The organism is Domibacillus aminovorans (assembly GCF_001643235.1).
Lineage (GTDB): Bacteria > Bacillota > Bacilli > Bacillales > Domibacillaceae > Domibacillus > Domibacillus aminovorans.
Genome location: NZ_LQWY01000001.1, coordinates 60,931 through 74,472, shown reverse-complemented (window position 1 = coordinate 74,472; position 13,542 = coordinate 60,931). Strand labels below are relative to the sequence as shown.

At 40.7% G+C, this 13,542-nt stretch carries 17 protein-coding genes; 8 read left to right on the top strand and 9 right to left on the bottom strand.

Translation table 11 applies throughout. From position 1 onward, the window contains the following. Window positions 1–164 precede the first annotated feature (164 nt). Entirely contained in the window at window positions 165–1,562 is a 1,398-nt protein-coding gene (gene fumC / locus AWH49_RS00400; RefSeq protein ID WP_063964299.1) for a class II fumarate hydratase, read from the top strand. Window positions 1,563–1,614: 52 nt separating this feature from the next. Here fumC and AWH49_RS00395 read toward each other — a convergent pair whose 3' ends face one another. Then, a complete protein-coding gene (locus AWH49_RS00395) occupies window positions 1,615–1,824 on the bottom strand; it encodes an alpha/beta-type small acid-soluble spore protein (RefSeq protein WP_018391736.1) in 210 nt (69 codons plus the stop codon). 279 nt (window positions 1,825–2,103) lie between these two features. Between AWH49_RS00395 and AWH49_RS00390 the strand changes: the two genes are divergently transcribed. After that, complete coding sequence (locus AWH49_RS00390) at window positions 2,104–3,327, top strand: DUF445 family protein (RefSeq protein ID WP_157723646.1); 1,224 nt, start codon at window positions 2,104–2,106, stop codon at window positions 3,325–3,327. A 140-nt stretch (window positions 3,328–3,467) separates the two neighbouring features. Further along, window positions 3,468–4,244, top strand: coding sequence for an enoyl-CoA hydratase (locus AWH49_RS00385; protein WP_018391738.1), 777 nt, complete (start codon window positions 3,468–3,470; stop codon window positions 4,242–4,244). A 35-nt stretch (window positions 4,245–4,279) separates the two neighbouring features. Here the strand turns inward: AWH49_RS00385 and AWH49_RS00380 are convergent, their stop codons facing one another. Continuing rightward, the gene (locus AWH49_RS00380; protein ID WP_018391739.1) at window positions 4,280–4,459 is read right to left on the bottom strand and encodes a YhzD family protein; all 180 of its coding nucleotides are present in this window, start codon (window positions 4,457–4,459) and stop codon (window positions 4,280–4,282) included. 132 nt (window positions 4,460–4,591) lie between these two features. Here AWH49_RS00380 and yhaM point away from each other — a divergent pair, with 132 nt between their 5' ends. After that, on the top strand, window positions 4,592–5,536 hold the full coding sequence (gene yhaM / locus AWH49_RS00375) for a 3'-5' exoribonuclease YhaM (RefSeq protein ID WP_018391740.1): 945 nt from the start codon (window positions 4,592–4,594) through the stop codon (window positions 5,534–5,536). A 24-nt stretch (window positions 5,537–5,560) separates the two neighbouring features. Here yhaM and AWH49_RS00370 read toward each other — a convergent pair whose 3' ends face one another. The 6 genes from AWH49_RS00370 to AWH49_RS00345 all read right to left on the bottom strand — a co-directional run bounded on the left by AWH49_RS00370 (window position 5,561) and on the right by AWH49_RS00345 (window position 9,104). Beyond that, window positions 5,561–6,448 carry a peptidylprolyl isomerase gene (locus AWH49_RS00370; protein ID WP_063964298.1) on the bottom strand — a complete coding sequence of 296 codons (888 nt, stop codon included), beginning with the start codon at window positions 6,446–6,448 and terminating at the stop codon, window positions 5,561–5,563. A 110-nt stretch (window positions 6,449–6,558) separates the two neighbouring features. Next, on the bottom strand, window positions 6,559–6,747 hold the full coding sequence (locus AWH49_RS00365; protein ID WP_018391742.1) for a hypothetical protein: 189 nt from the start codon (window positions 6,745–6,747) through the stop codon (window positions 6,559–6,561). A 79-nt stretch (window positions 6,748–6,826) separates the two neighbouring features. Beyond that, entirely contained in the window at window positions 6,827–7,375 is a 549-nt protein-coding gene (locus tag AWH49_RS00360) for a DUF3267 domain-containing protein (protein WP_034289142.1), read from the bottom strand. Window positions 7,376–7,480: 105 nt separating this feature from the next. Further along, window positions 7,481–8,053, bottom strand: a complete 573-nt coding sequence (locus AWH49_RS00355) for an HTH-type transcriptional regulator Hpr (protein ID WP_063964297.1) — start codon at window positions 8,051–8,053, stop codon at window positions 7,481–7,483. 172 nt (window positions 8,054–8,225) lie between these two features. Further along, window positions 8,226–8,594 carry a YtxH domain-containing protein gene (locus tag AWH49_RS00350; RefSeq protein WP_018391745.1) on the bottom strand — a complete coding sequence of 123 codons (369 nt, stop codon included), beginning with the start codon at window positions 8,592–8,594 and terminating at the stop codon, window positions 8,226–8,228. Between the two features lie 99 nt (window positions 8,595–8,693). Then, on the bottom strand, window positions 8,694–9,104 hold the full coding sequence (locus tag AWH49_RS00345; protein WP_034289147.1) for an HIT family protein: 411 nt from the start codon (window positions 9,102–9,104) through the stop codon (window positions 8,694–8,696). A gap of 126 nt (window positions 9,105–9,230) precedes the next feature. Between AWH49_RS00345 and AWH49_RS00340 the strand changes: the two genes are divergently transcribed. From AWH49_RS00340 to AWH49_RS00330, 3 genes are read left to right on the top strand one after another with little or no spacing between them, the layout of a single operon-like run. Then, a complete protein-coding gene (locus tag AWH49_RS00340) occupies window positions 9,231–9,968 on the top strand; it encodes an ABC transporter ATP-binding protein (protein WP_034289150.1) in 738 nt (245 codons plus the stop codon). Continuing rightward, the gene (locus AWH49_RS00335) at window positions 9,965–11,179 is read left to right on the top strand and encodes an ABC transporter permease (protein ID WP_063964296.1); all 1,215 of its coding nucleotides are present in this window, start codon (window positions 9,965–9,967) and stop codon (window positions 11,177–11,179) included. Before AWH49_RS00340 ends, AWH49_RS00335 begins: the two co-directional genes overlap by 4 nt. A gap of 14 nt (window positions 11,180–11,193) precedes the next feature. Then, on the top strand, window positions 11,194–11,754 hold the full coding sequence (locus AWH49_RS00330; protein ID WP_169815958.1) for a phosphatase PAP2 family protein: 561 nt from the start codon (window positions 11,194–11,196) through the stop codon (window positions 11,752–11,754). Window positions 11,755–11,775: 21 nt separating this feature from the next. On the opposite strand, the gene AWH49_RS00325 is transcribed toward AWH49_RS00330, so the two are convergent. Then, entirely contained in the window at window positions 11,776–12,285 is a 510-nt protein-coding gene (locus tag AWH49_RS00325; RefSeq protein ID WP_034289156.1) for an antibiotic biosynthesis monooxygenase family protein, read from the bottom strand. 179 nt (window positions 12,286–12,464) lie between these two features. On the opposite strand from AWH49_RS00325, the gene hemE reads away from it, so the two are divergent. After that, window positions 12,465–13,496, top strand: a complete 1,032-nt coding sequence (gene hemE, locus AWH49_RS00320; protein ID WP_063964294.1) for a uroporphyrinogen decarboxylase — start codon at window positions 12,465–12,467, stop codon at window positions 13,494–13,496. Window positions 13,497–13,542 lie beyond the last annotated feature (46 nt).

Below are 13,542 nucleotides of genomic sequence, written 5' to 3'. Positions count from 1 at the left end.
GTTCCCGTCATTTCTACTACATAAACCTTTTATGAAAAAGTAATAAAAAGAAGAAAGATTTATGAACTGTTTGGAATTTTTATACCGTTATTCTATTTTGAAGGCATGATGTGCCGGAAAAAGGGAAACGTGTAAATAGATGAATTTTGAAGGAGGAATGAATAATGGAGTTTCGAATTGAACATGATACTCTCGGTGAAATGAAAGTGCCAGCAGATAAATATTGGGGGGCACAGACACAGCGCAGTGTGGAAAACTTCCCAATTGGAACGGAAAAAATGCCGATTGAAATGATTTATGCTTTTGCTCATTTAAAAAAAGCAGCGGCTGCCGCAAATGGTGAACTTGGCAAGCTGCCTGAAAACAAAATGAACGTGATTATTGAAGCGTGTGATGAAATTTTAGCGGGCAAATGGGATCAACATTTTCCACTCGTCGTCTGGCAGACAGGAAGCGGCACGCAATCCAATATGAATGTGAATGAAGTGGTGGCGAGACGTGCTTCAGAGCTTGCGGGAAAAGAGGGATTTATTCATCCAAATGATGATGTGAACATGTCACAAAGCTCGAATGATACATTTCCAACGGCTATGCATATTGCAGTGTACGATGAGATTGAAAAACGTTTAAAAGTGGCATTGGAGCAATTTAAGAAGACGTTGAAAAAGAAAGAAAAAAAATATATGGATGTTATTAAAATCGGCCGTACTCATTTGCAGGATGCGACGCCGTTAACGCTCGGTCAAGAAATTTCAGGATGGCGTCATATGATTGTCCGCAGTGAAGAAATGATTGACCAGGCTAAAGAAGGGCTGCTAAATCTGGCCATCGGAGGGACAGCGGTCGGAACCGGTATTAATGCGGATTCAACATTTGGTGAACAAACAGCGAAACAGTTAAAAAAGCAGACCGGTTATTCGTTTGTTTCATCGAAAAATAAGTTTCATGCGTTAACGAGTCATGATGAAATGGTCTTTGTACATGGTGCCTTAAAAGCATTGGCAGCTGATTCAATGAAAATAGCCAATGACGTTCGCTGGCTTGCAAGTGGTCCAAGAAGCGGCCTTGGGGAATTATCGATTCCAGCAAATGAACCGGGTAGTTCCATTATGCCAGGGAAAGTGAATCCGACGCAAAGTGAAGCACTCACGATGGTAGCTGTTCAAGTATTCGGCAATGATGCAGCCGTCGGATTTGCTGCAAGTCAGGGGAATTTTGAATTAAATGTGTTCAAGCCGGTTATCGTATATAACACGCTCCAATCAATTCGCCTGCTAGCAGATGGAATTCGATCATTTGATGAACGCTGTGCATCAGGAATTGAAGCGAATCTCGACGTCATCCGTGGATTAATGGAACAGTCGCTTATGCTCGTGACAGCACTGAATCCGCATATCGGTTATGAAAAAGCAGCGAAAATCGCTAAGACGGCACATAAAGAGGGGACAACGCTAAAAGAAGCAGCACTTGCATCAGGCTATTTGAACGAAGAAGAATATGACCGCTGGATTGATCCACTGCAAATGGTGAATCTGTCTGAAAAGAAAAAGAAGAAAAAATAATAAAGAGCCATCTCAAAAGTCTAGCTTTTGAGATGGCTCCCCTTTTAAATATTTACTTTTGGAAGCCGCTTAATTGCTGTTCGGCCATTTGAACAAGACGTTTTGTAATTTCGCCACCAACAGAACCATTTGCACGGGATGTTGAGTCAGCACCTAACTGAACACCAAATTCAGACGCGATTTCATACTTCATTTGATCAATTGCTTGTTGTGCACCTGGAGCGACCAATTGATTTGAACTGCTGTTGTTGTTGTTTGCCATTACTGTTCATCTCCCTTTTCTTGTTTTGGCCGGGTCTGACGGAGTTGCACCGCCGCGTATGATTGATCGCCCGGAGCTGCCGGTGCGACCCGTTGTTGATTATGCTAGTAGTATGGATTGTACGCAATCATTTATACAAAGTATAAGCAGGTAGTTGTTTCCTATTAATGGGGAGTAGACCTCACAAGTATTTTTTTGGGTGATATGCTATAATATCCATATATAATTACCTATTAATGGAATAAAAAGCAGGCAATGCGATTTAAGAAGCGTCATATAGTGGCTAAAAAGCAGAAAGCTGAAGCGATGCCGTTCCGTCTGGGAATCGGTATCGTTTTTACATACATGGAAGGTGGAAAAATGTTGAATGATCTTTGGCTTATTTTATTTATGGGTGTCATTGGTGCGGTGATTGGCGGTGTCACGAATGCAGTAGCGATTCAAATGCTCTTCAGACCCCATAAGGTCCGCTATATTGGCAAATGGCGTATTCCATTCACACCAGGATTAATCCCGAAACGACGTGCAGAACTGGCAAAGCAGGTGGGCAAAATTGTTGATGAACAGTTATTAACACCGGAAACGATTGAACAAAAATTAAACGAATCTGAATTTCGCAGTGAAATGGAATCATTTTTGCAGGCAAAAGTGAAAAAGTGGATCCAATCTGACATAACGGTAACAGAATTTTTCGAAAAAGTACACATTCCGGAAGCTGGCTTAAAAGTAGAAGTAAAAATAAATGAATGGATTGATCAAAAATACAATTCCATTAAAGATTTTTATATCGATCAAACTGTAAAAGAATCGCTGCCAGTCGAATGGCTTGATAAAATGGAAAGCAAAATTCCAGAAGTGTCTTCTTATATTTTACAAAAAGGTGTTGAATATTTTTCTGGTGAAGTCGGCCGTTATCGTGTGAAAAAAATGACCAATAATTTTCTCCGAGAAAGAGGCAAGTTTGGAGGGATGATCCAAATGGTGCTAGGCAACACGCCGATTGAAGATAAAATTCGTTCGGAAATGATAAAGTTTTTAACGAGCCCGGGCACGAAAGACTTATTGAATGTTATTTTGAAAAATGAATGGGATAAAATAAATGAGTGGAAATGGGCGGACGTATTTGATCAATTTTCTGATGAGAAAGTTAAGAATAAAGCGAAGAAATTCGTTATCGGACAACTAGATATTCAAATGATTTTAAATAAGCCAGTATCAGCCTATGCGCTTCCATTTGAAGAAAAAATCATTGGCGTACTCATTCCGGAAATAATGGATAAAGGTATTATGAAAATGATGGTATACATTCCGGGGTTTATGAAAAAACTGAAAATCGCCGATATTGTCCGCAAGCAAATTGAAACGTTCTCGATAGCCCGGTTAGAAAGGATTGTTCTTGATATCACATATCGTGAATTAAAAATGATAACACTGCTCGGCGCTTTGCTTGGTGGCTTGATCGGTATTGTACAAGCACTGATTGTGATGGCGTTCCCTACATGATCGGGGAGCGTCTTTTCCCCGTATGCGTGAAAAATGACAAAAAATCGTTTACTGAAGAGGGATGGATGGTAAACACTTATTGAAGAAAGTTTCATTTTATTTTTTTATATGCTTAAAATAGAATGACGGGGGGCGAAAAGATGGAAAATCTACTTTGTTTAATTGAAGGGGAAACAGCATACATTCAATTAAACCGGCCGGAGTCGATGAACGCGTTGAATACTGCATTGATGAAAGAACTGTGTGAATATTTAAAAGAGATAAGTGGAAATAGTGATGTGAAAATCGTCGTTTTATCCGGTGCGGGCCCCGTTTTTTCAGCTGGGGGAGACATAAAAGAAATGATGTCAACGATAGATGAACCACAGTTTAATGGTATTAAGGACACAGTAACAGACATTGCATTGGCGTTTTATTCAATGCCAAAGCTGACCATAGCAGCTATTCACGGTGCAGCTGCTGGTCTTGGGCTTAGCATTGCTCTTGCAGCTGATTTTATCTTATGCGAAACGGATTCGAAATTGGCGATGAATTTTATTGATATCGGTTTAATTCCACATGGTGGTGCTCACTTTATGCTTGAGAAACGTATCGGGCCGATCAAAACGAAAAAAGTGATCTGGGATGGAAAAGTAATGAGTGGGACAGAAGCCGCAGAAATGGGGCTTGCAGATCGTGCTGTTGCATCGGGTACGATAAAGGAAGAAGTAGCTTATCTGATCAATGAACTTCATCAAAAGCCGCTTCAGGCAATGATTAAAACGAAAAAAATAATAGCCGACTTAAACAGACCACAGCTTTTAAAAACACTTGAGCTTGAAAAACATGGACAGTTGAAAATGCGCGAAAGTGACGATCATCATGAAGGGCTTCGCGCCTTTTTAGAAAAACGCAAGCCGATCTTTAACAACCAGTAAAAAAGCGCATTCAATTTTTTTGAACGCGCTTCCTTCTATTCATGGAAAAGAAGTAATTTTCCTTCGGGGGATGTGCAACGATAGGTATAATTTTCATATGCATGCGCGTGTAAAATTTGTGAACCTCGATCTTTCGCTTCATCATCCGTTTTGGCTTCAAAAGATTGATCAAGCAATTTTTTTCCGTCTTTTTTAAAAACAGTTAGTTTATACATTTTCAATCCCCTTGTAGACGTGATACGATTATTGTATACGATTTTCAGTGAAGAAAAAAGCATGATCTTTATTAAAAGAACGTATGATCTGTGATATAATTAGCAGAAGAGTGTAAAGAGGAGGGTGACGTCTTGGATAAAGGAATTACACAGTATGAAGCAGGCGAAAGCGTGGATTGCTTTTTAATGATCAGATCGGCTGTCAAAAGTACAGCCGTGAATGGAAATCCATATTTAACGCTTATGCTGCAAGATACGAGTGGAGAAATTGAAGCGAAATTATGGGATGCAAAAGATGAGACCGTAAAAATGTATGCACCGCAGACTATTGTAAAAGTAGCGGGTGACATTCAAAATTACCGCGGACGGATGCAGTTGAAACTTCGTCAAATTCGTCCGGCATCACAGCAAGATGGAATGGATGCAGGAGACTTTGTCGAAACAGCTCCGCTTAGCCAGGAAGAAATGGCCGAGACGATTACGCAGTTTATTTTTGAAATGAAAAATCCGCATATACAGCGCATTACCCGTTCTTTATTGAAAAAATACTATCAACCATTTCTTGAATACCCAGCTGCTACGAAAAATCATCATGAATTTGTATCTGGTCTTGCGTATCACGTTGTATCGATGCTAAAGCTAGCGAAATCCGTCGCGGATCTTTATCCATCATTGGATCGTGATTTACTTTATGCTGGCGTCATTTTACATGATCTTGGCAAAGTAACGGAATTATCGGGTCCAGTCGCGACGACATATACAGCGGAAGGGAACTTGATTGGCCATATTTCCATTATGGTAAATGAAATCGGCCAGATGGCGAAAGAGCTTGGCATTGAAGGAGAAGAAGTGATGGTCCTTCAACATGTGGTCTTGTCCCACCATGGGAAAGCGGAATGGGGGAGTCCGAAGCCGCCGATGATTAAGGAAGCAGAAATGCTCCATTATATTGATAACCTCGATGCGAAAATGAATATGCTTGACCGAGCGATGGAACGAACGAAGCCCGGTGAGTTTTCCGAGCGTATTTTTCCACTTGATAACCGATCTTTTTATAAACCACTGTTTATAAAATAAAAAAGCACCCGTGAAGGTGCTTTTTTATTTTGCTTCTTTTGATTTTGCGTCATCTTCTGTTTCAAATGCGCCTTTTAAGTCTTCATCTGTGACTTTCACATCTGCTGCTTTCATTTCTTTATCAAGCTTTGTTTGAAGAGTATCAGAATCAATTTTGGATTTTTTCAATTCATTTGTCATCTGATCTTTCATGTCTTTGAAAGAGCCTTTTTCTTTTTGTTCTGTAATTTTAATGATGTGATAACCATAATCGGACTTTACAGGTTTACTCACTTCATTTACTTTTAATGTGCCAAGTGCTTTTGTAAACTCGGGAACGAACTGTGCACGTCCTGCGTTATCAATCCAGCCGAGGCTTCCACCATTTTCAGCTGAACCAGGATCGGTTGAATATTCTTTAGCAAGTTTGGCAAAGTCCCCACCATCAGCGAGCTTTTGCTGTACTTCTTTCGCTTTCGCTTCATCTTCAACGAGAATGTGGCTTACATTAATTTCAGGCTGCCAAGTATCGTAATATTTTTTCACTTCATCATCTGTTATTTTTACATCAGCGAGCGCTGCTTTTTCACGGAGAAGTTCAAGCTTCAAAAATTCTTTAAAGCCGTCTTCGTCAAGGCTATATTGTGCTAAAAACATTTCATACTGATCGCCGAGCTGTTCTTTTGCTGTTTTCATTTCTTTTTCCAGCTCTTTATCCGTTACCTCATATTTTTCAGAGAGGACTTTTTTCTGCATTAATTCTTGCAGTGCCTGCTCCATTTGTGGACCGAATTTTTCCTTCATTTCTGCATACAATTCCATGTCGGTAACGTCGCCTGCTTTTGATGTTGCGATGACGTTGCCGTCTCCATTGCAGCCAGAAAGTGCGAGAACACCTGCTGCTAGTGAAAGAGGTAGTGCCCATTTCTTCATCCAAATAACAACTCCCTAGTTATCATCTGTCGTATCGTGACAGAAATTTTAGTCTAGATATCACAAACAACTATAACATAATTCAAGAACATGGAAAAGGAAAGGCGGATCTAGACGTATAGTATTTCAATGTAAGAAGTGGACAGCAAGATGACGATTAAAATATTCACTGTCCGGAAAATTTTTTTATGGCGCTCTTCTGGAATTTCTTTTTGGATACATAGTAAGTTCGTCATTCGATTTATATGGAACAAAATAAATATTGAAAAAATAACAAACGTAATCATAAGCGCAATCACAGTATAACCTCCCCCTTTTTCTCCTGTATCAATTACTATATCAAACTGTTGTCTAAAATGAAAACAGAACCCGCCGGCGTCAACGCCAGGCGGGTGGTTCATCGGGAATTAAAATCTCAAATCCATCCATATCTTCTTCGATGATCGAGTCCTTAGGGCATGAGACAATCGTCTTTAAATAAAGAAAGTCAAATGAACAAATGCCAGTATGAAAAGCCGCAGCTATTGTGAAATAGTGCAAATAGTGCGGCAATAGTGCGGCACTGGCTAAAAGAAGGGGCGTCATAATGAGAAATGGCAATATTAAGCAAGTAATAAACCGGTTTTTAGAGACCGGTTTTCGAGTAGTCACGGTTAAAACTGGCAAAAAAGAATATTTTAGCTCCCACGTCATTTTTGGACGAAGTGTGACCACTGAGAGGAGGTGAATCAATTTATGAAGCGGATAAACCGCGAGAAGGCCGGCAGCAAACCAGGCAAAACCTGTTGCATATAGTGGCTCTGAATAATAAGACTGCATAGATGAAAAGGCGAGTGAAAAAACAATCATCGTCGTCACGAATGAAACGAAAAACAGTTTATTAAAACCATATGTTTTTTCGAAATTATAAATTCGCCAGCACTTCATAAAACATAACCTCCGCCGTACATAATAATACATAATTTACGACGGAAGAGCTTAAAAAGCAAGTGTAATTTTTATAAAAATAAAAACATCGGGACTGCTCGTTGCTTAACCGGATGTTTTTGTTTGTGCTGCCTGCTTTAATTTTCCGCTCTCCTCATTAAAGTCTTTTTCAATATTATGGATAGATGTTTCAAAAATGTCCATGAAGTCATCACCGTAAATATTTTTAATAATAGCCATCAGTTCGGCGAGATCTGGGAATTTCCCGAACAATTCACGAAGCGGTTCATTGCCTGAAAACACAAGGTTTGTTTCGGGGTCATACTGCTCCATTAAGTCGAAAATCAGCTGCTCGCCTTCTTTTGTAATTTCGATGTACGTGTTTCGTTTATCTTCTTCTTTTTTAGAAAAAGTTAAAAATCCGCGCTCTTCCAGCTTTTTCGAAAAATTAAAAGCGGTCGATACGTGCATCACGCCGAAGTTCGCAACGTCCGTTATGGAGGCACCTTTTAAATGATACGCAATCCAAAGAATATGATGTTCATTAATGTTTAAATCGTACGGTTTAATCCAGCGCTGCCAATCTTTTTCAACGGCTTTCCATAGTGCTTTAGACAATTGTGCCATACGCTGACTGAACATAAACGCTTCTTTCATCGTATATTGATGATTTGACATATTTGCACCTTCTTTTTTTATTTTCCCTATCCCGTTCCAAATCAAATAGACTAATTGATTTATATTATGCCAATAAAATAAAAAAATAGAAAGAGTTTAATTCACGAAATTTTCGAAATAGATGAAAACAAAAAAACACGCAGAGGATTTACATCATCTTCTGCGCGCTTTTTTACTTCTTTGGAGCAGGGTGTGGAAGACTTTCTTGCAAATCTTCTACTGTTTTTTGAAGGCGAACAATTTCAGATTGCAGCGCCTGTTTGTTTGGTGCTATACTTTCTTTCCAAAGTGCGGCGTTCACTTTAACATTACTGATCACTTCCGGTACATCCTGTTTTGCGGCATCAATGAGGCGCTTAATGGATTCCTTTACTTGACCGGCATTATCTTTTACTTCCAGCGCAGTTAATTTCGCTGAGACTTGTGCATCTTTCATCTTACCGCGCGTTTCACGACCGCTCGAAGGTGTATTTAAAAGAGCAGTTGCTGCACCTGCTGCGAGGCCTGTTAATAATCCTATACATAAAGACTTTTTATTCAATACTTTCACCTCATTAATCATTTCTATAGCCAAACTGCATACATGTATAGAATAGCTCTTCCCGAATCCCATCTTTTACAAACGTGTAAAATTGCTTCGTTACAGGTGAGCGCTTATGGATGCCGCGATTTCTTTTAAATCGTATGATTCATCATTCTCTTTGAAAACAGGATGAAAACCATCATTGGATCCGTAACGCGGGATTAAATGAATGTGATAGTGAAATACTGTTTGACCGGCTGTTTCACCGTTATTATTAAGTAAATTAAGCCCTTTCGGTGAAAAAGTAGCTTGGATCGCGTCTGCAACTTTTTTGACGGATTCAAACAAAGGAGCAGTCATATTAGGCATCAGTTCAAAAATATTTTCTTTATGTACTTTTGGAATAACGAGTGTATGGCCTTTTGTCACTTGGCTAATGTCTAGAAATGCATAAACGTGCTCATCTTCATACACTTTTGCGGAGGGGATGTCACCGTTTACAATTTTGCAAAAAATACAATCATTCATTATCAAACACTCCTTTAAGGTTCATTATCAAAATTTTAGCACACAATGACAGGACGGGAAACTGTGTGTACTGTCTCTCTATTTGATACAATACAGTTAATGGATAAGAAGGAGAGGACGCGTGATATGTCTTTATTAACAGTAAAGGATTTGACCGGCGGCTACACACGTAAACCGGTGCTGCATGATGTTTCATTTGACGTCAGTAAAAATGAAATTGTCGGACTCATTGGTTTGAACGGTGCCGGCAAAAGTACAGCAATTAAACATATTATTGGTTTGATGGAACCAGTAAAAGGACAGGTGACGATTAAAGGACAGACACTTGAAAAAAATCCGTCTGAATACCGCCGTCAATTTTCATTCGTGCCGGAGACGCCCGTTTTATATGATGAATTAACATTGGAAGAACATATGAGGCTTACGGCGATGGCATACGGATTGTCGGAGTCAGATTATAAAAAAAGAATTGGACCCCTTTTAAAAGAATTTAGATTAGAATCGAAAATGAAATGGTTTCCCGCTCATTTTTCAAAAGGAATGAAGCAAAAAGTCATGATTATGGGCGCGTTTTTAACTGAACCGGCGCTTTACATTATTGATGAACCGTTCGTTGGACTTGATCCGCTTGGTATTCGCTCACTGCTCGACTGGATGGGTAAAATGAAAGAAGGCGGTGCAGGCATTTTAATGTCGACACACATTCTTGCGACGGCGGAAAAGTATTGCGATAAATTTATTATTTTGCATGAAGGACGTGTACGGGCGAAAGGGACGATGGACGAGCTGCGCCGTGAGTTCAGTATGCCAGGAGCCGCGCTTGATGATATTTATGTAGAGTTAACGAAGGAAGAATCGCTATGAAGTTTTCAGCAGATGCGCTTTTTAAAGAACGGGTCACGTCGTATTACGCTGAAGTCCGCAAATATACGCGCTACATGTTAAATGATCATTTATTATTCGTCCTCGTCTTCGGGCTCGGTGCCATTCTTTATTATTACAGCGGCTGGGTACAAACAATTGATAAAACGTTTCCAGCCCCGCTTTTAATGGCGGTTGTGTTAGCTATTGTCCTTGTGTGGAGTCCGGTATATACATACATAAAGCGGCCGGATACAGTGTATTTATTGCCACTTGAAGAAGAAATGAAACCCTATTTGCAAAAAGCTGTATGGACGAGCTTTGCCGCACAAATTTATGTTTTAGTGGCATTACTTGCGTTTTCAATGCCGATGTATGCCGCTGTGAAACAGACTGGATTTGGAAGCTTTTTTGTCTTTCTGGTGGTGCTTCTGGCTGCTAAGCTTTGGAATTTATTTTGCCGGCTGGAAGCACTTAATTTACCGTCTAATGAAAAGCGGATGATTGATCTGGTCGTACGACTTTTGCAAAATTTTGCGCTTTTATATGCTTTGTTTTCCGGCTATATGGCCATTGCCGGACTAGCTGTCTTTTTCATGCTGCTCTGGCTTTTCCATATGGGTCGTCAGGGCAATCGTCCGCTTAAGTGGGAATTGCTTGCAGAGCTGGAAGAAAAAAGGCTGGCTAGTTTTTACCGAATTGCTAATATGTTTACTGATGTGCCGCATTTACGCGGGACTGTGAGCCGGCGGGCGTGGCTCGACGGACTATTACCAGGTCCACAAAACGGGACACACACGTACTTGCTATTCAGGACTTTTGTGCGGATGAATGAATATTTTGGCTTGTACATTCGCTTAACGATTATTGCAGTCTTTATTATTTTGTTTAGCGGCACGATGGCTGTACAGCTCATTGCAGCACTTTTGTTCCTCTATTTAACCGGCTTTCAGCTGATGCCGATTGCGGTACGTCACGATTATATCATCTGGCCGCGTCTTTATCCGGCAGGTAATACTGAAAAAAAAGCAGCGGTGCAAAAGTTACTGATGCGTGTCATGTTGATACAGTCTATTCTTTTCGGCGGGCTTTCCAGCATAAATGGAACGCTGTCCGGTGCAGTGATCGTACTCGCTGCTTCACTCGTCTTTTCTATCTTTTTTACGAAAATATATGCTCCTTCTAGGCTGGAAAAAATGAGTAGTGTCCGATGATTTGGGGTGGAGTGGTGTGCCTCATATTATTTGTCATTATATTAACAGGGTGGGAGTCAGAGTGGGCAGGGATATTAGATGATCAGATATTTCAAATATTGGGCGAAAACTCATTCTTACCAATCTTTTCATTTCTAGGCTCAGAAATGATACTGGGCGGGGGAGCCATTCTGCTTATTTGCTTTCTTGCTTGGAAGCGCAATATCATCGGTGCCATTGCAATTTTGATCGGTGTGGGTGGCGGTAACATATTAAATAAAGCATTAAAAGAATGGGTCGCGAGAGAGCGTCCGGCTTTCCCACACGGTGAAGATGGATTTAGCTTTGCGAGTGGACATGCAATGGTCGGTATCATTTTCTATTTGCTGCTCGCATATTTTCTATCGATTTATACAAATAAAAAAAGGATCGCGTACAGTGCGGCATTGCTTTTAGCTTTTTTATCAGGCATAAGCCGGGTCGCCGAAAAAGCGCACTATGCAACGGATGCAGCGGCAGGCTGGCTGCTCGGTGCAGCCATCTTCTTCTTACTCGCTTCGATCCTTAACCGTCGTTTACCCAAAAAAGCTGCCTAATGCGGGCAGCTTTTTTGGTCATTAATCTTCATTAGGAATCGTATAGGTCTTCAAATAAGAGGGTCCAGAGAAAATATTTGGCTGTTTATCAGGACCTTCTTGTGTTCCACGTTTTTTATGTGCGTGATTGAAGGCATCTGATGTTTTCCAATTATCAAACGCTTTTACGTCTTCCCATTGCGCGAAAACGACGTACGTATCCGAGTCAAGCGGACGCAATACACGCATTGAGATGAAACCAGGTTCATTCTCAATGGCTCCAGCCCGGTTTTTAAATCGATGTTCAAATAACGGACGGCCTTCATCTGTAACAGGAATGTTATTCAACACAACATAGCCACGATCCTCTATATTCCCGGCACCATCGACCACTTCATAGCGGCGCGGTGATTCAAACACGCTTTTCCCATTCGTTTCATGAACGAGAGCGGCTCCATCTGTACCTTCCATCAGCACGATCTTTTCTGCTGTATGCTTCGTTTGAATCGTTTTCAAGAAATCATACGTTCCGTTTGTAATGTATACATTCATCCTAATCACCTCAACAAGTATTATACCGCAATGTAAACCCTTTCTTCCAATTTTAACACTTGTGGACAGGTTCATTTGGCAAATTTTCGAACAAAGCATCCTTATAGTGAAAACATTGAGATGGTGGGCTATAATAGGCAATAGTTATGTTAATCGGTGAAAGGTGGCAATTAATCAAGATGAGGCAAATTAATGAGACTTTTTTAAAAGCGGCACGGGGAGAAAAAACGAAATATACACCGGTTTGGTACATGCGACAGGCAGGCCGTTCGCAGCCGGAGTACCGAAAGTTAAAAGAAAAATATTCATTATTTGAAATTACCCATCAACCGGAAATTTGTGCGTATGTGACACGTTTGCCGGTTGAGGAGTACAATGTGGACGCAGCAATTTTATACAAAGACATTATGTCACCGCTGCCTGCTATTGGTGTGGATGTCGATATTAAATCAGGTATTGGCCCCGTTATTTCGAATCCTGTTCGCTCTGTAGCAGACGTGGAAAAGCTTGGCCAAATCGATCCTGAAAGTGATGTTCCATACGTTCTTGACACGATTAAATTGTTAACGCAAGAGCAGCTAAATGTGCCGCTTATCGGATTTGCTGGTGCACCATTTACACTTGCTAGTTATATGATCGAAGGCGGCCCATCAAAAAACTACAATAAAACGAAAGCTTTTATGTATACAGAGCCAAAAGCTTGGTTTGCGCTTATGGATAAACTTGCAGACATGACGGTGACATATGTGCGTGCGCAAGTAAAGGCAGGCGCAAAAGCGATTCAAATTTTTGACTCATGGGTCGGCGCATTAAACGTTGCCGATTACCGTACATTTATTAAACCAATTATGGAGCGTATTTTCAGCGAACTGCGCAGTGAAAATGTACCGCTTATTACGTTCGGTGTTGGTGCGAGCCATCTCGCGAAAGAATGGCATGATCTCCCAGTTGATGTTGTAGGCCTTGACTGGCGTCTGCAGATCAAGGAAGCACGGGCGATGGGCTTAACGAAAACGTTGCAGGGCAACCTTGACCCATCCCTTTTGTTGGCTCCTTGGGAAGTGATTGAAGAGCGTGTGAAAGCAATTTTGGATCAAGGGCTGGCTGCTCCAGGGCATATTTTTAACCTTGGACACGGTGTTTTCCCTGAAGTAAGTCCGGATACATTAAAGCGTTTAACATCATTTATTCATGAATATAGCGCAAAATAAGCATTCCTCTTTGAACTAGAAGTCCGTTCGTGTCAAAATAAAGAGA